17 protein-coding genes are annotated in these 21,902 nt (G+C 33.7%); 10 read left to right on the top strand and 7 right to left on the bottom strand.

The window, feature by feature from the left end; translation table 11 throughout:
- Nucleotides 1–107 precede the first annotated feature (107 nt).
- From OZP15_RS08020 to pheT, 4 genes are all read left to right on the top strand, one after another.
- Complete coding sequence (locus tag OZP15_RS08020) at nucleotides 108–1,418, top strand: TolC family protein (RefSeq protein WP_269224989.1); 1,311 nt, start codon at nucleotides 108–110, stop codon at nucleotides 1,416–1,418.
- Nucleotides 1,419–1,444: 26 nt separating this feature from the next.
- Nucleotides 1,445–2,308, top strand: a complete 864-nt coding sequence (locus tag OZP15_RS08015) for a bestrophin family protein (RefSeq protein WP_281335820.1) — start codon at nucleotides 1,445–1,447, stop codon at nucleotides 2,306–2,308.
- A 10-nt stretch (nucleotides 2,309–2,318) separates the two neighbouring features.
- On the top strand, nucleotides 2,319–2,840 hold the full coding sequence (locus tag OZP15_RS08010; protein WP_281335819.1) for a MepB family protein: 522 nt from the start codon (nucleotides 2,319–2,321) through the stop codon (nucleotides 2,838–2,840).
- Between the two features lie 396 nt (nucleotides 2,841–3,236).
- Nucleotides 3,237–5,657: a phenylalanine--tRNA ligase subunit beta gene (pheT, locus tag OZP15_RS08005; RefSeq protein WP_281335818.1), complete on the top strand. Its 2,421-nt coding sequence runs from the start codon at nucleotides 3,237–3,239 to the stop codon at nucleotides 5,655–5,657.
- A gap of 220 nt (nucleotides 5,658–5,877) precedes the next feature.
- Here pheT and OZP15_RS08000 read toward each other — a convergent pair whose 3' ends face one another.
- The 6 genes from OZP15_RS08000 to OZP15_RS07975 form a co-directional block, all read right to left on the bottom strand.
- Nucleotides 5,878–7,275, bottom strand: coding sequence for a M16 family metallopeptidase (locus OZP15_RS08000; RefSeq protein ID WP_269224988.1), 1,398 nt, complete (start codon nucleotides 7,273–7,275; stop codon nucleotides 5,878–5,880).
- A gap of 3 nt (nucleotides 7,276–7,278) precedes the next feature.
- Nucleotides 7,279–8,592 carry a M16 family metallopeptidase gene (locus OZP15_RS07995; RefSeq protein WP_281335817.1) on the bottom strand — a complete coding sequence of 438 codons (1,314 nt, stop codon included), beginning with the start codon at nucleotides 8,590–8,592 and terminating at the stop codon, nucleotides 7,279–7,281.
- A 10-nt stretch (nucleotides 8,593–8,602) separates the two neighbouring features.
- The gene (gene kdsB / locus OZP15_RS07990; RefSeq protein ID WP_269224985.1) at nucleotides 8,603–9,328 is read right to left on the bottom strand and encodes a 3-deoxy-manno-octulosonate cytidylyltransferase; all 726 of its coding nucleotides are present in this window, start codon (nucleotides 9,326–9,328) and stop codon (nucleotides 8,603–8,605) included.
- Between the two features lie 56 nt (nucleotides 9,329–9,384).
- Nucleotides 9,385–10,314: a restriction endonuclease gene (locus tag OZP15_RS07985; protein WP_269224984.1), complete on the bottom strand. Its 930-nt coding sequence runs from the start codon at nucleotides 10,312–10,314 to the stop codon at nucleotides 9,385–9,387.
- 67 nt (nucleotides 10,315–10,381) lie between these two features.
- Nucleotides 10,382–11,212: a 4,5-DOPA-extradiol-dioxygenase gene (ygiD, locus tag OZP15_RS07980; protein ID WP_269224983.1), complete on the bottom strand. Its 831-nt coding sequence runs from the start codon at nucleotides 11,210–11,212 to the stop codon at nucleotides 10,382–10,384.
- A 145-nt stretch (nucleotides 11,213–11,357) separates the two neighbouring features.
- A complete protein-coding gene (locus tag OZP15_RS07975) occupies nucleotides 11,358–12,779 on the bottom strand; it encodes an ATP-dependent DNA helicase (RefSeq protein WP_269224982.1) in 1,422 nt (473 codons plus the stop codon).
- A gap of 163 nt (nucleotides 12,780–12,942) precedes the next feature.
- Here OZP15_RS07975 and OZP15_RS07970 point away from each other — a divergent pair, with 163 nt between their 5' ends.
- The 6 genes from OZP15_RS07970 (at nucleotide 12,943) to rimK (ending at nucleotide 20,867) form a co-directional block, all read left to right on the top strand.
- Nucleotides 12,943–14,805 carry an ABC-F family ATP-binding cassette domain-containing protein gene (locus OZP15_RS07970; protein ID WP_269224981.1) on the top strand — a complete coding sequence of 621 codons (1,863 nt, stop codon included), beginning with the start codon at nucleotides 12,943–12,945 and terminating at the stop codon, nucleotides 14,803–14,805.
- A gap of 231 nt (nucleotides 14,806–15,036) precedes the next feature.
- Nucleotides 15,037–16,149: a hypothetical protein gene (locus OZP15_RS07965; RefSeq protein ID WP_269224980.1), complete on the top strand. Its 1,113-nt coding sequence runs from the start codon at nucleotides 15,037–15,039 to the stop codon at nucleotides 16,147–16,149.
- A 141-nt stretch (nucleotides 16,150–16,290) separates the two neighbouring features.
- Complete coding sequence (locus OZP15_RS07960; protein WP_281335816.1) at nucleotides 16,291–16,668, top strand: lysozyme inhibitor LprI family protein; 378 nt, start codon at nucleotides 16,291–16,293, stop codon at nucleotides 16,666–16,668.
- A gap of 87 nt (nucleotides 16,669–16,755) precedes the next feature.
- Nucleotides 16,756–18,180 (top strand): glycoside hydrolase family 88 protein, encoded by a 1,425-nt coding sequence (locus OZP15_RS07955; RefSeq protein WP_281335815.1) that lies wholly within the window; start codon nucleotides 16,756–16,758, stop codon nucleotides 18,178–18,180.
- Between the two features lie 62 nt (nucleotides 18,181–18,242).
- Nucleotides 18,243–19,112 carry a DUF808 domain-containing protein gene (locus OZP15_RS07950; protein ID WP_281335814.1) on the top strand — a complete coding sequence of 290 codons (870 nt, stop codon included), beginning with the start codon at nucleotides 18,243–18,245 and terminating at the stop codon, nucleotides 19,110–19,112.
- A 348-nt stretch (nucleotides 19,113–19,460) separates the two neighbouring features.
- Nucleotides 19,461–20,867: a 30S ribosomal protein S6--L-glutamate ligase gene (gene rimK / locus OZP15_RS07945; RefSeq protein WP_281335813.1), complete on the top strand. Its 1,407-nt coding sequence runs from the start codon at nucleotides 19,461–19,463 to the stop codon at nucleotides 20,865–20,867.
- Between the two features lie 82 nt (nucleotides 20,868–20,949).
- Here the strand turns inward: rimK and OZP15_RS07940 are convergent, their stop codons facing one another.
- A complete protein-coding gene (locus OZP15_RS07940) occupies nucleotides 20,950–21,801 on the bottom strand; it encodes an N-acetylglucosamine kinase (protein WP_269224977.1) in 852 nt (283 codons plus the stop codon).
- Nucleotides 21,802–21,902: the final 101 nt, after the last annotated feature.

Here is a 21,902-nt window from a genome sequence, read left to right as displayed (position 1 = left end):
ATTTCACGGATTTTCACAAATTTTATACTTTTAAAATTACACAAATCAATTCGTTATCATTCGTGTTGAAATAATCAAAGAGAATTGGTTGTAAAAAAAAACAAAATATGAATACCAAAATAGTAATCCGTAGTTTAATTGTATTCTTCATTTTCGTATTAAAAACGAATGCTCAAGAAGTTTTAACTATAGAAAATGCAATAAAAATTGCGTTAGAGAACAACTTTGAAATAAAAATTGCCAAAAACAATTCTAAAATCAATGAGACTAATGTAACGATTGGAAATGCTGGAATGTTACCTACAGCAACAGCTTCTGTGGTGGACAACAACAGCATCCAAAACTCTTCTCAAACACGCCAAGATGGAACTTCTGTTTCACTAGATAATGCGAAAAACAACAGCTTGAACTATGGAGTAAGTCTAGATTGGACTATTTTTGACGGAATGAAAATGTTTGCCAAATTAGATCAATTGAAAGAACTTCAAAAACTAGGCGATGCTGAATTGAAAAGAACTATTTTGGTCAAAATTGGACAGGTAAATTCCGCTTATTATGATTTGGTTCAACAACAGCAGCAGTTAGCCGCTTTGGACACTACCATTGTTATATCGAATCAAAGGTTAGCATTGGCAAAAAACCGATTTACAATTGGAAAAGCTTCTAAATTAGAAGTTTTAAATGCCCAAGTGGACTTAAATTCAGATCAAGTAGCCTTGTTAAGACAAAAGGAAACCTATGCAAATTCCAAGATTTTATTGAATCAACATTTGGCTCGTGATCCTAAAACAGAATTCAAAGTAGCCGATTTAATTGCCGTTGACAGCAACTTAATTTTTGCTGATTTATTGACTTTAGCCCAAAAACAAAACCCAACATTAGAAGCACAAATCATCAACAAACGCATTGCCGAATTGCAACTCAAGCAAGTGAAAGCCGACCGCTATCCTACTGTAAAACTGAATACAGGTTACAATTTTGCCGATAGTCAATCGAGTTTAGGATTTACCAGTCAGGCATCGTCAAGAGGTTTGAATTATGGATTTAGTGCTTTACTAAACTTATTTGATGGTTTAAACCAAAATAGAAACGAAAAAGTGGCTAAACTGGATATTGAAAATACTCAAATTGTTATCGAACAGCAAAATATGATTTTGAACACCCAATTGAGTACAGCCTTTCAAACCTATTTGACCAATCTGGAATTAATTGGTTTAGAGGAAGAAAACGAAGCCATAGCCAAACAAAATCTTTCGATTACATTGGATAAATTTAGAATTGGAACCATTACCACATTAGAATTTAGAACGGCACAATTGAACTATATCAATGCCAAAGTACGCAATAGTAATGCTCAATTTCAAGCAAAACTATCTGAAATTGCTTTAAAAGAATTAGCTGGAACTATAGGTTTTTAGTTTATTTTTGTTCAAAATTTTCTCAAATGACATCTTACAACCCAAAAGATTGGTTTAGCTTTATTTTTAATATGAATAAAGCCGATACCTTTCGAAAATTAATTCCAGTGATGATTTTCATTGGCTTATATTCAGCCGGAATTGGTTATCTAGAAATTGAATATTGGCACTTACCAGAAGACAGTCATGTCAAAAATATCTCTGTAATGCACAGTATGTTAGGATTTGTAATTTCCTTATTACTAGCTTACAGAACTAACACAGCCTATGATCGGTGGTGGGAAGGACGAAAAATGTGGGGCAGTTTAGTCAACAGTAGCAGGAATTTAGCCCTAAAATTATCGGCTATTTTAACCACTGAAAGTGACTTGGCTTTTTTTAGAAAAATGATTCCTAGTTATGCTTCCATTTTGCAAAAACATTTGAATGATAACGATACCGCAAAACAATTGTTTGACGATGTCGATTTAGAAATTGACCATCACAAACACAAACCCAATCAGGTTGCTAAAATGTTGTTTCAAAAAGTGAATGATTTGTATATTTCCAAAAAAATAACGGGCGATCAACTCATAATTATCAATAACGAACTACAATCTTTTACAGACATTTGCGGAGCTTGTGAACGAATCAAAAACACGCCTATTCCCTACTCTTACAGTGCTTTTATAAAAAAATTTATCTTTATTTATGTTCTTACTTTACCATTTGCTTATGTGTTTATTTTAGGGTATTTTGTAATTCCTGTTGTGGTTTTTATTTTTTATGTATTGGCGAGTTTGGAATTAATTGCCGAAGAGATTGAAGATCCTTTTGGTACTGATGCCAATGATTTACCAACCAAAAAAATCGCAGAAAACATCAAAAAACACATCGAAGAAATACTGTAGTTTTAAGAAAATGGTAAGTTCAATCTCCTTTGATTTCGATTTAAAAACAGCTGAAAAATTTATTTACAATTGTTGCAATTTCGAAATAAGCAATCTAAAAATAAGTCCTGAAAGTCAAGAATATGGGGCTTGTACTTTTGAAATAAACGAAAAAAAAATACAATATCGTTTTGCTAAAATTACGCCCACTAAAATTGGACAATTTGTAACCATCTGGAAAAGAAACCATGAAGGAATAACCAAGCCTTTTGACGCATCAGACGAAATTGATTTTATCATCATAACTACCAGAAGTGGTAATAAATTGGGACAATTTATTTTTCCGAAAAAAGTTTTAGCCGAAAAAGGAATTCTATCTCAAAATGGCAAATCAGGCAAGCGAGGCATTCGGGTTTATCCATCTTGGGATATTCCGAATAACAAACAAGCATTAAAAACACAAAACTGGCAACTCAATTATTTTCTGATTATTAAAACCGATAATTCAACCGACCTTGAATTGGCTAAAAAATTATTAGAAACTAACTATTAAAAATTCTATTTTTAACCCGTTGGGTGTAATTCAAATTTTCTATTTTTTAAACACATTGAAACATAGTTTTTAATTTTAAAATCAAGACGTTTCACTATTTTTAAGTAAATCATAGCTATGTGAATCCAAGAATTGGTCTATCTAACTCTTTTTTTCTATGATTCTATATGTTTAAAATTTGTTTTTTTTAAGTTTTAGTAATTGCACCCAACGGGTTATTTTTAATAAACAAAATCCATTCAAAAAACCAAATAAATTGTTGCTTACTCCAAACTGCAATCCTTATATTTGCAACCTCATTAAAAATTTCAAATGAAATCGCCATGATTCCAAATCACAAATGGAAATAAAGAATGGCGATACCATATTCCGCTAAAAAACAAATATTATCTTCATATGAAAATATCATACAACTGGTTAAAACAATTCATAAAAATAGACTGGAAATCGGAAGAAACTGCAGCTTTATTGACTGATTTAGGTCTGGAAGTAGAAGTAGTAGAAAAATACCAATCCGTAAAAGGTGGATTAGAAGGTATTGTTGTAGGTCACGTGCTTACTTGCGTTCAACATCCTGATGCCGACAGATTGAAAGTGACTACCGTAGATTTAGGCGATGGTGTTCCTGTTCAAATCGTGTGTGGTGCTGCCAATGTTGCTACAGGTCAAAAAGTTCCTGTTGCTACCATCGGAACGACTTTATACGACAAAGAAGGCGTTGCTTTTCAAATTAAAAAAGGAAAAATTCGCGGGCAAGAAAGCCACGGAATGATTTGTGCCGAAGATGAACTAGGACTTGGCGAAGGTCATGATGGGATTATGGTCTTGGACGATGCTATAAAACCTGGAACCACAGCCGCTAGTGTTTTCAAAATTGAAAATGACGAAATATTCGAAATTGGATTAACTCCTAATCGTGCTGATGCTATGAGCCACTTTGGAACAGCCAGAGACTTAAGAGCTGGATTGTTACAAAATGGGGTAAAAGTTGAATTAATTTCACCATCGGTTAGTAATTTTAGAGTCGATAAACGAATTTTAAAAATTGACGTTAATGTCGAAAAACCACTTTTGGCACCAAGATATTGTGGTGTTACTATTTCTGGAATAACGGTAAAACCTTCTCCAGACTGGTTGCAAAACCGCTTAAAATCTATTGGATTAAATCCAAAAAATAATATTGTGGATGTTACTAATTATGTTTTACACGAATTAGGACAACCACTTCACGCCTTTGATGCTTCAAAAATCAATGGGAAAATAATTGTAAAAACACTTCCTGCTGGAACTAAATTTACAACGCTGGATGACATCGAAAGAACTTTGCACGAAGAAGATTTAATGATTTGTGACGAAAAAGAACCTTTGTGTCTCGCAGGTGTTTTTGGAGGAAAAAATTCAGGAGTTACTGAAAAAACTACTTCCATTTTCTTGGAAAGTGCTTATTTTAATCCCGTAAGTATTCGAAAAAGTGCTAAACGTCACCAATTGAACACCGATGCTTCATTCCGTTTTGAAAGAGGAATAAATCCAGCCATAACTGAATATGCTTTGAAACGTGCGGCATTATTGATTCAAGAAGTAGCAGGTGGAGAAATCACATCAGATATTGTTGATATTTATCCAAAGAAAATTGCTGATTTTCCAGTGGTTTTAAATTTCAACAACGTAAAAAAAGTTATTGGTCAAGAATTGCCTAAAGAAACCATTAAAAACATCTTGGCTTCGCTAGAGATCAAAGTGAATAGTGTTTCTGATGCTGGTTTAGGTTTGACAATTCCTGCTTATCGTGTGGATGTACAACGAGAAATAGACGTTATCGAAGAGATTCTTCGTGTGTATGGTTACAATAATATCAAATTTTCGGATAAACTAAATGCAACGGTTTCTATTGCGCCAAGAACCGAAGATTATAAAGTGCAAAACGTTATAGCCACTCAATTGAATTCGCAAGGATTTCATGAAATGATGGCTAATTCATTGACTACTGCTTCTTATGTTCAGTTGTCTGAAATGCTGAAAGAGGAGCATAATGTGATGATGTTAAATCCTTTGAGTAATGATTTGGCAGCTATGCGTCAATCCTTATTGTTTTCAGGATTAGAAGCTATCTCATACAACATCAATCGTAGAAATGCTGATTTGAAATTTTTCGAATTCGGAAAAACCTATCATAAATACTTAGCTGGTTATGAAGAACACAAGCATTTAACGATGTTCATCACAGGAAACAGAAATCAAGAAAGCTGGACAAACGCACAGAAAACTACAGATTTCTTTTTGTTTAAAGGCTATGTAAACGGAGTGCTTGCAAGATTAGGCATTCAAAAAACACAAACCAAACCAGTAGTTTCCGATGTTTTTTCAGAAGGAACAGCAATTGGTTTTGGCAATGATATTCTAGTAGAATTTGGTGTAGTCAAAAAATCAATATTGAAACATTTCGACATCAAGCAAGAAGTTTTATTCGCCGATTTTAATTGGGCTCTGATTTTGAAATTACTTTCGAATAAAATCAAATTTGTTGAAATTCCAAAATATCCTGAAGTTCGCAGGGATTTATCTTTATTATTAGATGACAGTGTGACATTCGATTCTATTTATAATCTTGCGAGGCAAACGGAAAAATCATTGCTAAAAGACATCAGTTTATTTGATGTATATCAAGGAAAAAATCTTCCTGAAGGCAAAAAATCCTACGCAGTAAGTTTTACCATTCAAGACGCCACAAAAACATTGACCGATGTTCAAATTGACAAAATCATGGACAAATTGCAAAAGAATTTAGAGGCTGAATTAGGTGCTAGTTTGAGGTAAATAGTTTCTAAACAATTTAAAATGAAAAAAATATTAACTGTTATTTTACTATTTCAATTTAATATCAAAAACTAATTGCATCCAGAAATCTTAAACAATTATATTATCAAAAGACTATAAAAATCTTTTAAAACTTCAAAAAAATGACCAATTATAAAAATCAAAAAATTGGTCATTTTTTATTTTACCCTTAAGTTGAATCACTTCTGATTGTACTTTTTTATTGTTTTTTCTTTTGAATATCAGCGCTAATTTCAACTTCGGAAACTTTACCGTATTTTTCAGCAACTTTCTTTATTTCTTCCGATTTTCCTATTAGTACAAACTGCAATTTAGCTTTTGGAAAATAGTTCGAAATAATTTGATTGGCTTTGGTTAAATCCAAATCATTAACGTTTTTTTCAAAATTATTAATAAATGATTTATCGAAATTATTCCAAAACATTTCTGATAGCAAACCCGCTAATTGCTCGGCAGTTTCATATTTTGGAGGAAATTGTCCTTTGACATAATTTTTAGCTGAAGTCAATGCTTTTTGATCAATTCCGTTGGTGTGCAATTTATTTAGTACTTCCAATGCTTTATCAATAGCTGCCTCGGAAGTTTTTGAGGCTGTAAAGGTGCTAATCAAAAAAGAACCTCCGTTTTTATAACTATTGAATTGACTGGTTGCTCCATAAGTTAAACCCGAATTTACGCGAAGTTCGTCATTTAACATCGAAGTAAAACGCCCTCCAAAAAGTGTATTGACCACTTCGATTGCCACATAATCAGGATTATTTCTGCTCACTCCAGGCGATCCTATGTAAAAAGTAGTTTCATTGGCATCCACTTTATTCACTAATAAAATTCGATTTTCGGTTGGTGTCACAATTGGCTTTGAAGCTAAATTTTCTATTTTATTTGTAGCTTTTTCCCAACCTGAAAACAACTTGGTCAGGATTGCTTTCATTTCCTTGGTTTTAAAATCACCAACTATAGAAATGGCTGCTTCATTGGGTTTATAATTGTTTTTATAGAAATCCTTAACCTCTTCAATCGTAAGATTACCAACAGTGGTTTTGTTTCCATTTTTTACGTTGGCATACACATGATTCCCGTACAACAAAGTTTCGAAATAAGCCCCAATTACAGAACGAGGACTTTCTTTTTGTTGTCCTAAATTAACCAATAATCTGTTTTTTTCTTTTTCGAATTCGGCTGTATCAAAAATAGGATTCAGTAGAATTTCTTTGACAATATTCAATACTTTTTCTTTGTCTTTAGAGGCAAAATTGGATGATAATCCAGCAAATTCCTTGGTGGCATAAGTATCAACATTGGCTCCCAGAAAGTCTAGTTCTTCGTCTAATTTTATCTTTGGAAAATTCTTGGTTCCGTGTTTTAAGGAAACAGCGGTCAAGGAGGCTAATCCTGCTTTTTCATTATCATAAATAGCACCAGCTGGTAGAATTACATCTACACTAATCACAGGAACTTCGTGTTGTTCCATCAAATTAATCGTGAGTCCATTCGCTAATTTAAAAGTGATATAATTAGGTAATTTAAAGCTTTGAGCCGAAAGATTAAAACCAACAAACAGCAAACACAATAGGAGTTTTTGAATATTTTTTCTCATAACTTATTCTTCTACATTAGTTTTTAATACGGCTACAGTTCGGTTGCTTTTGATTAGATATTTTTTGGCGACCCTCTGAATATCTGCTACCGAAACTTTATTATAATTGGCCGGAGCGTCAAACATTTTTCGATAATCTCCAAAAAAGACTTCATAGGTTCCTATGTTATTGGACTTACCATTAATGGTTTCTATTTGATTGTAAAACTCCATTAATTTCTGGTTTTTTATTTTTTGAAGTTCTTTTTCGGTGATTCCTTCATTTTTTATTTTTTCGATTTCTGTGTAAACTGCTTGCTCTAAATCATTTTCTTTAACATTTTGATTAGCAATAACATAAATATTAAAAAGAAAAGGATTTAAACTCTCTGATATAGCAGTGCCTACATCGGTAGCCAATTCTTTTTGATCTACTAATGAAGCATACAATCGAGAAGAATTACCGCTAGAAAGCACCGAACTCAAAATATTTAAAGCGTAAAAATCCTCATGTTTAGATTCTGGTGTGTGGTAACCCATCATCATATAAGGTGTTTCCACTTCTTTTTTGATGGTAATTCTTCTTTCTCCTGTTTGCGCTGGTTCAACAATGTGTACTTTTGGCGGTGCAGGTTGCGCTGGAATGGGTTCTAAATATTTCTGAGCAAGCTCTTTCACTTTTTCCATTTTCATAGCACCCGAAACTACAACTACACAATTATTTGGCGCATAATAGGTTTTGAAATAAAGCTCTAAATCTTGTTGTGTCCAGTTTTTCATATCATCTTCATAACCAATAACTGGCCAATGATAGGAATGTTCCTGAAAAGCAGTAGCCTGCAAAGCCTCGGATAAAGGACGCCAAGGCGAATTTTCAAGACCTGTGCGTCGTTCGCTCAAGACTACTCCCCTTTCACTTTCGACCATTTTAGGATCAATACTCAAACTGGCAATTCGATCACTTTCGAGGTCAAATATAATTTCTGCCGAAGATGCAGGAAACCAATCGGTATAAACAGTTACATCCTCAGAAGTATAAGCATTGTTGGCTCCACCGTTGAATTCCATTGTTCTATCAAATTCTTTAGGACCATATTTTTTAGCTCCGTTGAACATCATGTGTTCAAAAAAATGAGAAAGTCCTGTAATTCCCTGATGCTCATTTCGGCTTCCTACTTTGTAGAAAAAATACATATTGGCATTGGGAATCGAAAAATCTTCGACCACCAGAAATTTCATTCCGTTAGATAAAGTAAATGTTTTTACATCATCTGCTTTGATTTGTGCCTGTCCTGAAATCATCAAGAAAAGCATTAGAACTGATAGTGTCTTTTTCATAAATATTAATTTAAACCATTTTTCTTGCCTTGTCCAAGTCTTCTTTAGTGTCTATTCCAATTCCTGCATGAGAAGTTTCCACCATTTTGATGCTTTTTCCAAATTCTAAGTAGCGTAATTGCTCTAGTTTTTCGGAAGCTTCTAATGATTTCATCGGCAGATTATAAAAATCCATCAAAGCCTGTTTGCGAAAAGCGTAAATCCCAATGTGTTTCATATACCGAACGCCCACATTTGCTTCTCTTGGATACGGAATAACCGAACGGGAAAAGTACAAAGCAAACCCGTTTTGATTCACAACCACTTTCACATTATTAGGGTTATTGATTTCTTGCTCGTCTTTTATTTCAAACATCAAGGAAGCCAAATCTACTTTCTTTTCCGTATCGTTTTTATAGACTTCAATCAGTTTTTCTAAAGCGGCTGTATCAATAAAAGGTTCGTCACCTTGCACATTGACCACAATATCTACGTCCATATTTTCTACGGCTTCGGCAATTCGGTCGCTTCCTGATTCGTGTTCTTTGATACTCATAATGGCTTTTCCACCATTGGAAGTTATTTCGTCATATATCAAATCAGAATCGGTTACCACAAAAACAGCATCAAATAAATTGGACTTTTTTGCGGCTTCATAGGTTCTTAAAATCACGGTTTTTCCTCCTAGATCTTCCATTAATTTGGCGTGAAATCTAGTCGAAGCGTAACGTGCGGGAATGACTGCTATTATTTTCATTTATATTTTTTATTTTACTGCGGTGTTTTTTTACCTCGAAGACTCAAAGGTTTATGTTAATTTTCATCTTTCATAGAATCCCAAAAATCAGCATCAAGTTTTTTGATTTCAATTGTTTGTTCAACCTGCATTCCAAGACTATAATCATAAATATATTCTGCTAGTTGTTTACCATCAATTAAAACTATTGTTGTTGAACCATTCAAATTATTCACGTATTCCATTGCTCCTTTTGAATAATAAGAAGTTGTAATGAATACACCTTTATTTGATTGAGCTACAGCTAAAGCACCAACAAATTTTTGAATTTCTTCTCTTCCAATACAATTATCTGTTTTATATCTTTTAGCTTGAATATGTATTCGACCGAGTCCAAGAACATCTTCTTTGATGATACCATCAATTCCACCATCATTGGAAACTTTAGTTACTAAACCTGAATTTTCAATTTCTCCACCATATCCCATTTTTTGCAAAAGCATAACTACTAATTTTTCAAACGAAGTTGGTGTTTTTGTCAAAATTGTATTTAAAATATCCGAATAAACAGAATTGCGTATATTAGAAAAAGAAGAGTATAATCTTTCTTGAGGTGTTAATTCAGAGGCAACTTCTTCAATATTTATTTGTTCTTCAGTTGACTTCTTTTTTGTTCTGTTCGGCTCTCTTTTTTCTAATTCTTTCTCTATAAATAAATTGATATTTTCTGGCATCTTAAGTAAATCAATGCCCTTTTGGTTAATTTTATATATCCCTCGTTTTGGTTTATCTAAAAGACCACTCATATTCAAATAACTTAATGCCCAAGAAATTCTATCATAAAAAATATGTCCGTTACCAGAAGGGTACATTTCGTTAATTTCCTCTTCTGTAAGTTTAAAATGTTTTGAAAGTGGTTCAATAAAATCTCTAAGTTTCATTTCACTATTCTTGGATAATAATTCCATTGCAGGAACTCTAATTTCATCGTGTTTGGGTATAGCCATTTATTTTATCTTTTTCAATTCAATTTAATTCAACTCCCCAAATATACCATTTTCCCACAAAACCATCCTACATAATCTTCACCGAAGTCATACTCAACGAACCTGCTACTAATTTGTCATTGAACAAGCTCAATTCTTCAATTTTGTCTTTTAATCCCAAAGTATAAATCAAAGGCAAATAATGGTCAGGTGTGGGAATAGCTAATTGAAATGCTTTGCATTGTTTTTCGTAATCAATAAGTGGTTGAAAATTGCCGTCCAACAAATAATTGTTAATCGTTTCTCGAGCCTCAATCGCCCAATCAAAACCGTAATTATCTTTATTGAAATTCGGAAAATCAACCAATCTCAAATTATGAACGATGTTTCCGCTACCAATTATCAGGATTCCTTTTCGGCGTAAATCGCTTAATTTTTGAGCCAACTCAAAATGATATTGTGGTGATTTGGTAAAATCAATACTCAACTGAATTACAGGAACATTGGCTTCGGGATATAAATGTTTAATTACACTCCAAGCTCCATGATCTAAACCCCAATGTTCGTCTAATTCTACTTCAATTGGTTGTAATAATTTTGCCGTTTCTTGGGCTAATTCAGGATTTCCTTTTGCTGGATATTGCACTTCAAACAAGGCTTGCGGAAAACCTCCAAAATCATGAATTGTTCGTGGCATTTCCATCGCAGTAACTTTCGTTCCATTGGTAAACCAATGCGCCGAAATACATAAAATAGCATTAGGTTGAGGCAAAGTTTTAGCCAAATTCCGAAAGCCAGCCACAAACTGATTTTCCTCAATAGCATTCATCGGACTGCCGTGTCCTAGAAATAAAACAGGCATTTTTTCAGTATTCGAAAAAGTGCCTGAAATTTTATGTAAATCGTTTAGTGTGTTCATAGTTATTACCCTTTTACCGCAGATTCGCAGATTTTTTTTATTTTTTTAACCACAAATTGCACAAATTTTCACTAATTAATTTGTGTAATTTGTTGTTGCATTTCTTTAGATTAAAAATCTGCGAATCTGCGGTTATTTTTCAAAATTACTCCACGAAACTCTCATCCTTAAATCCTATCAAATATAACTTATTTTTGGCTCTTGTCATAGCCGTGTACAGCCATCGAATATAATCTCTGTTGATGCCATCGGGTAAATAAGGCTGTTCGATAAAAACGGTATTCCACTGTCCACCCTGCGATTTATGACAGGTAATAGCATAGGAAAACTTAACCTGCAAGCCATTGAAATATTCATTTGCTTTCACTTTTTGGAATTGTTTGAACTTGGTTTCGCCTTCGTAATCTTTCAAAACTTCCTGATACAATCTGTTGGATTCTTCATAAGTTAAGGATGGTGATTCACTTTTTATGGTATCTAATAAAAGGACAGTTTCAAACGGTTTTTGATCGGGATAATCGACCATTCGTATTTTTACATTGGCAAACTTAAAACTATACAATTCCTTGATATTGAATATTTCCAATACTTCGATGATATCGCCATTGGCAATAAAGCCAGCGTGATCGGAATCTTTCAACCAAAAATAATTGTTTTTTACCACCATCAAAAAATCGCCTGTTGACAATTCACTTTCTTTATCGAGGATTTTGGTTCGAATTTGCTCGTTGTATTGATTGGCTCTTTTATTCGAACGAACGATAAAAGCCGTGTCTTCAATGCTGTAATTACTGTAAGCCGAATTGATAGCGTCCTGAATATCGTAACCATCAGTCAAGCGAACAATGTCTTTGAATTTCTGCAAATCAAATTTGAATTCATCAATAAAAGAATCCTTCAATAATTCCCGAAGTTCCGTGGCATTATACAAAATTCCAGAGTTTTCTTCCTGACGCATTACTTCGTCCAATTCGATATGTTCGATTTCTTTGTTGTAATTCATCCCTAAAGTCCGAATGTCCAAAGCGGGGCTAATATCCAAATTCACTGGTGGTAACTGGGCGGTATCTCCCAAAAGAATCATTTTACAATTCACACCCGAATACACATAAGAAATCAAATCGTCAAGCAAAGAACCGTTTTCATACAATTTAGAATCGGAATTGGTATCCGAAATCATCGAAGCTTCATCGACTATAAAAATGGTATTGGTGTGTTTATTAGGCTGCAAAGTGAACGAAACACCTCCTCCGGAAGATTTCTTGGGAAAGTAGATTTTCTTGTGAATGGTAAAAGCCGGTTTGTTAGAATAATTGGCAATTACTTTTGCCGCACGACCTGTTGGTGCAAGCAAAACATATTTTTTATTAATATCAATCAGGTTGTTGACAATTGTCGAAATCACCGTTGTTTTTCCTGTTCCTGCGTATCCTTTCAAGACAAAAATCGTGTTGTTTTCTTTTTCAGTCAGGAAAATAGCGATTTTTTGAAAAAAAACATCCTGTTTGTAGGTGGGTTGAAAGGGAAATTTTTTCTGTAAAAGGCTATAAAACAAGGAGGATTCCATTTGGTGTGATTTGACTGCAAAGTAAGGAAAGTTTTCATTTCAAAAAGATATAAAATTGACTTTTCGAACAAATCTTGGAATAGTAATTCAATTTTAGAATCGAATGAACAAACTATTCGTTAATAGCCGTATAATAGTTTACTTTTGCAAAAAAATTACTCTCGTGAATTACTTATCAGTAGAAAATATCTCAAAATCTTTTGGAGAGCGCACGCTTTTTAAAGACATATCCTTCGGAATCAACAAAGACCAAAAAATTGCCTTTATAGCCAAAAATGGTTCTGGAAAAACCACCATCATGAACATCATCAATGGTTTTGACGAACCTGATACTGGACAGGTTGTACTTCGCAAAAGCATCCGAATGGCTTTTCTTTCGCAAGACAACAATTTGCAAGACGAATTGACGATTGAGGAAAGTATTTTTGCTTCGGATAACGAAACTTTGAAAATAATTGAAGCCTACGAAAAAGCATTGGAAAATCCTGAAGATGAAGAAGCCTATCAAAAAGCTTTTGACGGAATGGATCAGCACAATGCTTGGGATTTTGAAACCCAATACAAGCAAATTTTGTTCAAATTGAAATTAGAAGATTTCAAACTGAAAGTAAAAAACCTTTCGGGTGGACAGAAAAAACGTTTGTCATTAGCCATTATTTTGATTAATCGTCCTGATTTATTAATTCTGGATGAGCCTACGAATCACCTGGATTTGGAGATGATTGAATGGCTGGAAAGTTATTTTGCCAAAGAAAACATTACGCTGTTTATGGTAACACACGACCGTTTCTTTCTGGAGCGTGTCTGCAACGAAATCATTGAATTAGACAACGGAAAAATATACCAATACAAAGGAAATTACTCCTATTATTTAGAGAAAAAAGAAGAGCGCATTGCTTCTGAAAATGCGAGTGTGGACAAAGCGCAAAACCTTTTCGTTAAAGAATTGGAATGGATGCGCCGTCAGCCGAAAGCAAGAACGACCAAATCGAAATCGCGTCAGGATGATTTTTATGTAATAAAGGAAAAAGCACAAAGCCGTCGAAAAGAAAACAAAGTCGAATTGGAAATTAATATGGAGCGTATGGGAAGCAAAATTATCGAGCTTCACAAGATTTCCAAAAAATTCAAAGACCACGTAATTTTAGATAATTTCAGTTTTGATTTTCAACGTGGCGAACGCATTGGTATTATTGGTAAAAATGGAACTGGAAAATCGACTTTCCTAAATTTATTGACCAGAACTCTACCTTTGGATGGCGGAAAAGTAGTGGTTGGAGATACCATAAAAATTGGTTATTACACCCAAAGCGGCATCAATCCAAAACCAGGACAAAGAGTAATTGATATCATCAAAGAATACGGAGAATTTATTCCTTTGTCGAAAGGACGTATTATCTCGGCTTCGCAATTGCTGGAGCGTTTTCTTTTTGACTCCAAAAAACAATACGATTATGTCGAAAAATTGAGTGGTGGCGAGTTGAAACGACTGTATTTGTGTACCGTTTTAATTCAAAACCCAAACTTCCTGATTCTGGATGAGCCTACCAATGATTTGGATATTGTGACTTTGAATGTCTTGGAGAGTTTCCTTTTGGATTATCCGGGTTGTTTGCTTGTGGTTTCACACGACCGTTATTTTATGGACAAAATCGTGGATCATTTATTCGTGTTTAGAGGTCAAGGCGAAATAGAAAATTTTCCTGGCAATTATTCCGATTTCAGAGCCTATGAAGACAGTGCCGATGTAGCCCAAAAAGAAGAAAACAAAGCCGAAAAGAAAGACTGGAAACAAAACAATCCAACCGGAAACCTGACGTTCAACGAGCAAAAAGAATTCCAAAAAATTGAGCGAGATATCAAGGATTTGGAAATTGAAAAAGCCAAAATTGAACAACTTTTTTCAGAAGGAAAAGTAGCCGATGCTGATATTGAAAAGAAAGCCAAAGAACTGGAAAACATTATTGCTAAAATGGAGGAGAAAGAGGAACGATGGTTTGAGCTTTCTGCTAAAATAGAAGGGTAAATTAGTATTCAGTGTTCAGTGTACAGTCGCAGTATTTAGTGCTCGATTTTATAAATAGTATTTTTGATAAAGCCACAATGGAAATTAATTTCTGTTGTGGTTTTATTTTTTGTAACCTTTTATTGTTATTTTAGCAAATATAAATGACTTTACTCATTAATAACTATTTCGTATAATTCAATCATAAATAAATACATACAACTTAACGTCTATCAAAATAACAAAATCTATATGAATCCTTTTTCCAGAATAATTGACCAAATAGTTTTAGAGGATTTTAGTATTCCACTTTTACAAAAAGAAAAAGATTATTTTCCTGATTTCCTAAAAACTCAATTGTCAAAATTCATTGAATTCTACGAAAAAAAACTTTTACCTCACGTTGATGAAGGAATTAATTTTAGCAGTGGTAACAAAGATGTCATTATTTCAAAAATTCGGTCCTTAAGTTATTCTATAAACAAGAGTGTAGAATATTTTTATGCTGGAGATATATTAAGAGCTACACAGACATTTAATAAAGGTTTAGATGATGTATTTTTTAAGGATTTGGCTGAATTGAATATAATAACTAAAATTGAGGAACAAACAAAATTCTACAGATCAAGAATTGGAGAAAAGAAAAAATTTACCAGATCGGATTTATTTCATGTTAACTTTAACTTACGTCATATTGTTTCAACAAATAGATATAGCATACCAGGTTTTCCTGCGTTATATTTTGGTGATAATTCATATATCTGTTGGGAAGAATTTAATCAACCCGAATTGAAAAATTTAAATTTTTCTTTGTTCAAAAATACTCGACCTTTAAAAATTATACAATTATTAAGAATTGAAGATTTGTTAAGTAAGTTAACTGAAAACAAAAGTGAAAACATTCCTTTTCTTCTAACATATTTTACTTTTTTTCCTTTAACTATTGCTAGTTCAATAAAAGTAAAACATGCTTCAGGTAATTTTAAGCCTGAATATATTATTCCCCAATTATTGCTACAATATATAAGTGAAGATAAAGAAATTGACGGATTAAAATTTCCTTCAACTAAAATTGATTATTCTAAATTACATAATATGAGTCCATATAATTATGTTTTTCCTGTAAAAACCGTCAAACAAGAGGGTTATTGCGATGTTTTAAAAGATACATTTCATTGTACCCAACCAACATCACTAAATTTAGAGGAAATTAGATATAATCCATTTGGAACAGTACATCTTTTACCTGCGTCAACAGATGATAGAAAAATAGAACTAATCGAAGATTTGAAAAGTCCATACTCAAAAACCTCATTCGGAAGATTAGAATATTTTTTAGAAAAACGAGAATTAAAAAAAATATAGATATTACTAATAATGATTCCATAGCTGGCGGAAGCATTATGCTTGTGCGCACAAACAAATATCTCTTAAATTACAATAGTCCCAAACAATTGCTATTTCAAATAAAAAAACTACTTTTGATACTATCAAATGATACTATCAATGAAACCTTCTTACGATATTATCCCTATGAAAAAATACCTTCTCCTCGCCCTACTGCTGTTCTGCTTTTGCAACAATTCATTTGCTCAAACACAAATGGAAATGAATGCAACAGCTTATGCAGATTATAAAAAAGCAGATGCCCAATTGAATAAAGTCTATAAACAATTGATGGGAATAGTCACTAAAAGCGAAAAACCTTTATTAATTCAAGCAGAAAAAGACTGGGTAAAATTCCGAGATTCACATTGCAAATTTGAAGCTTCACAATATGAAGGTGGAAGTATTAAACCACTCATTTATTACAATTGTTTAGAAGAATCAACCAAGAAAAGAATTGCAGAACTTAAGGCGAGTATAAAAGATAGAAATTTATAAATCAACTATATAAATACAGAATTCGCATTTAATTTATGTAATTAATTATTTTTTTTAGCTTTCTTTGTTAAAACCAAACCAAGAAAAATGAAAAAAACCACTCTCCTACTTTTTCTAATGATCTCCCTATTTTCTTCGGCACAAACTACTCATGGAATTCAATTTTCGGATGCTATTATCTCTCGCTGGCCTTCTGGAATTAACAGTATGACGGGAAAAGGTTGGGAATATTCCAATAGTATTGTACTGTTAGGAATGGCAAATGTTTACGAAAAAACAAACGATACAGATTATCTTACTTACATCAAAACCTACGTCGATGGTTACATTGGCACAGATGGTACAGGAGTCACTAGTTCGTTAGCTCAAAATTTAGATAAAATTCACCCTGGTTTGCTGTGTTTGTGGTTGTATGAAAAAACAGGAACTTTAAAATACAAAACAGCCGCTACAGCCATTCGAAATTATCTCTTGCAAACCGGAACAGCTGCTTATCCTCGCACGCCTGAAAATGGATTTTGGCACAAAAATACGACTGCTTACACCAACGTTATGATGGTGGACGGCATTTATATGGCTTCGCCTTTCTTGGCAAAATATGGTGCACTTTTCAATGATGCTGTTGCTATTGATGAAGCGGCTTTTCAGACGATGATTATCTATTCGCATGTGTATAACGCTTCTAATAAATTAGTGTATCACGCTTGGAATTATGACAAAACGACTTACAATTGGTCGAATACCACAACGGGAGTTTCTTCTCAAGTTTGGTCACGAGGAATGGGTTGGTACATGATGGCTTTGGTTGATATTTTGGAATATTTGCCAACAACTCATGCACGTTATCCTGAAATGAAAACGGCATTGCAAAATCTTTGCGAAGGATTGAAAAACTATCAAAACGCAACTAACGGACTTTGGTATCAAGTGCTTCAAAACCCAACCGGAGCTGGTAACTGGATTGAAACCACTGGTAGCGGTATGTTTATTTATGCTATGAAAAAAGCCATCAACAACCGACTTATTGATGCTACCATTTATACGCCTGTTGTCAATAGTGCTTGGACAGGATTTAAAACTTACATAACAACTCATACAGATAACAAACCTAAAATAAACAGTTTTGCACCAGCTATGGGCGTTTTGGCAACCTATAATAATTACATCAATATTACGCCAACGAGTTGTCCGGGAAGTGCGCATCCTCATGGCTATTGTGCTGTTTTGATGGCGAGTGCTTTGATGGAATACAATTGGCTCAAAACAGAGAATTTCAAAGAAAATAACATTCAATTTTTTAATACTGAAATTCAAATAACTATCGCCATTGCTGATAGAAAATCAGGTACAACAACTGTAAAAATCTATGATTTGAATGGAAAAAATGTAATTGCTACATCATCTACGGAGCAAAATTTTAGCATAAACATTGCTGGATTACCTCAAGGAATTTATGTTTGTTCGATTGAAAAAGAAGGCAAAATAACTACTGAAAAATTTATTAAAAAGTAGTAGATTCGCAACAGCAAAACCCAAACTCGTTCAACTGAAACGAAGTTTATAAAACAACTACAATGGCATCAGGTTTTTTTGTACTATTAGATGATATCGCAGCACTTATGGATGATGTTGCCGTAATGAGCAAAGTGGCAGCGAAAAAAACAGCAGGAATTTTAGGCGACGATTTGGCTGTAAATGCCGAAAAAGCTTCTGGATTTGTTTCTTCAAGAGAAATCCCTGTGTTGTGGGCTATTGCAAAAGGTTCTTTTCTTAACAAATTAATTATTTTACCAATCGCTTTTTTGTTGAGTGCTTTTTTTCCATTGGCGATCATTATTATTTTAGTATTAGGAGGTCTTTTTTTAGCCTACGAGGGTGCCGAAAAAATACATGAATATTTTTTTCCTCATCATCCTAAATCGGCTGAAGTTGAAGTCAAAGAATATACAGAAACCGAAATTCTAGCTCTTGAAAAAGACAAAATAAAATCAGCTGTTGTAACGGATTTCATCTTATCGGTAGAAATTGTGATTATAGCATTAGGAACCGTTTTAAAAGAATCACTTACTACTCAAATTGCGGTGGTTTCTGTCATTGCAATACTTGCAACTGTCGGCGTTTATGGAATTGTTGCTCTAATCGTCAGAATGGATGAACTAGGCTATAAACTTATTGGATTGAGCAAAAAGGAAAGTAGTTTCACTAAAACTATCGGTACTTTGCTGGTTCAAGCTTTGCCCAAAGTGATTAAAAGTTTAGCTGTTATTGGTACGATTGCTTTACTGATGGTTGCTGGCGGAATCTTTGTTCACAATATTGACTTTCTACACCATTTATTACCACAAATTCCTTCTGTTATCAAAGAGTTTGGTATTGGATTAGTTTTTGGATTTATCGTTTTAGGAATCGTAAATCTGATCAAGAAGATATTCCATAAAGGGTAAATCGATTAAAAATGTGACCAGAAATTACACACCCGAGCGATAGCGAACGGACGAAGTAAATTAGCACAAATTCTTAATCGAGATAAAATTCGCAATTCTGACGAAAAGATAAAATCTTTAAATCAATAACGCTATTCACTATTAGTTAATTGATTTAAAACTGTTTAACTATATGTTTTCAATATCCAAAACATCGATTTTAAGCGTAATTGCTTCGCCTGTTCGCTATCGCTCGGGTCGTAATTTTTAATTCGTAATTGACACTTATTATTAACAGTAATTTAATATTACAAGCCTTTATTTCGATATACTTTTACGACAGAATTATTCATAGCAGAAATCTATTTTATGTTACAAAGCAAAATCATATTGGGTAGTGAGGAATGGTGTTCGTTTCCTGAATTAGGAATTCCAACTATTAAGGCTCGAGTGGATTCTGGTGCCAAAACCTCGGCTTTGCACGCCATCAATATTGCTCCGTTTAAAAAGGAAGGTCAAAATTGGGTTAAGTTTGACATCAATCCTATTCAAAATAATGTCAAAACGATTTTGCATTGCGAGGCACCTTTGGTGGACAAAAGAGTCGTAAAAAGTTCGAGTGGCTTTCGAGAAGAACGCTATGTAATTCAAACTTCTTTGGAAATTGGAGAATCCAAATGGGTTATCGAATTGACGTTGACCAATCGCGATTCTATGGGTTTTCGAATGTTGTTGGGACGTGAAGCCATGAGCGGAAGAGTTTTGGTTGATCCCGAACAACAATATCTTTTGGGACAACCCACCAGCGATAGTTTAAAAGAAGCCTATAAAAATTCGGAAAAAGCGAGTTCAGGTTTACGAATCGGATTGTTAGCCAGCAATCCCGAATTGTACAGCAACAAAAGAATTATGGAATCGGGCGAAATGCGTGGACACGAAATGCACTTTCTAAACATCAAAGAATGTTATATGAAAATGGATGCTAAAACGCCCGAAATTCATTACCGTGGCGGATTAATTCTCAATCAATTTGATGCAGTAATTCCAAGAATTCGCCCGAGTATAACCTTTTATGGTTGTGCCTTGACCCGACAATTTGAAGCCATGAATGTGTTTTGTTTAAACTCCTCAACAGCTATCACACAGTCCAGAGATAAATTATTTTCGTTGCAATTATTATTACAAAGTGGCATCGAAATTCCAACAACGGGTTTTGCCAATTCGCCTTTAGACACCGATGATTTGATAAAAATGGTGGGCGGTTCACCCTTAATCGTAAAATTATTAGAAGGAACACAAGGAAAAGGAGTTGTTCTTGCCGAAACCAAAAAAGCGGCTGAAAGTGTTATCAATGCTTTCAAAAGTCTGAATGCTAATATTTTGGTACAGGAATTCATCAAAGAAGCGGACGGAAAAGACCTTCGTTTGTTTGTGATTGACGGAAAAGTAGTAGCGGCAATTCAGCGGGAAGCTTTGCCTGGCGAATTCAGAGCCAACATTCACCTTGGCGGAACGGCTTCGGTAATAAAACCAACACCCGAAGAGAAAAAAATTGCCATTCGTGCTGCCAAAGCTATGGATTTGAAAGTAGCTGGTGTGGATATTATTCGTTCCTCAAAAGGGCCTTTGTTGCTGGAAGTCAATTCATCTCCGGGACTCGAAGGAATAGAAAGTGCCACCAATAAAGATATTGCAGGCGAAATGTTTATTGCCATCGAAAAACATTTCAAATTGGATAATAATCCTAAAAACAATGTTTTATCTTCTAAATCATAATTGCATTTTTACCAATAAAAAACCGCTCATTCGAAGATTGGTTAACATCTTCGAATGAGCGGTTTACTTTATAAATAAAATTTTATTTATTAGCAATATGATAAGCAATCAAACCATCGATAGGTCTTCTTAACACATTACCCAATTGCAATTCGTATTTATCAAAAGTAATTTGCAATTCATCTTTTAGATAAAAAGCGATAGAGCCTACAAAATGAATTGGCACTTCTTTGTGATTATCATATTGTTTGATGTAATTTTTTACAAAAGATTTCATCCCTTTAAAGATGATTTTTTGACAAAATTCGGTGTCTTTGTGCTTGATTAAAAATTTAGCAAAAGTGGCTAAATACGCATTAGGATTCGGCTCTTTGTATAACTTACTTTTAATGAAATCTGGATCTACGTTGTATTCTTTTTCAAATTCAGTTGCCAATTCTTTTGGCATTTTATTGAAATAATATTTTCTTATTAATTCTTTCCCAAAAACATTTCCACTGCAATCATCCATAACGATATAGCCTAGTGACTGCACTTTTTGATGTAAAATTTTCCCATCAAAAAAACTGCAATTAGAACCTGTTCCAAGAATACTTACAATAGCAGCTTCACCTTTTGGAGTTGTAGCATATACAGCAGCATAAGTATCTTCGTGAACGGTAATAGCCGCATTTGGAAAATACTCTTGAAAAACTTTTGTAAGTTCAATTTTCATTCTATCGGTTCCGCAACCTGCCCCGTAAAAAAATAGATGGGTTGCTTCGGTTTTGTTCTGTAAGATATCGAATCTATCATTCAATCTTTCGATTATTTCATCACCATGAAGAATTTCAGGATTCAATCCTAAAGTTTGTGTGGTAAATAATATTTTACCATCATCATCTATTGCTATCCAATCGGCTTTGGTTGAGCCACTATCTACTAATAATCTCATAAGGTTTTGGAGTTTAGATTTTAGATTTTAGTTAATACCATTTTGATATAGAGAAGTCCAATTATTTTGTCAAATCGAGCGTAGTCGAGATTCAATTATGG

This window comes from Flavobacterium eburneipallidum, assembly GCF_027111355.2.
Taxonomy (GTDB): domain Bacteria; phylum Bacteroidota; class Bacteroidia; order Flavobacteriales; family Flavobacteriaceae; genus Flavobacterium; species Flavobacterium eburneipallidum.
This window is presented reverse-complemented; position numbering and strand designations above follow the sequence as displayed.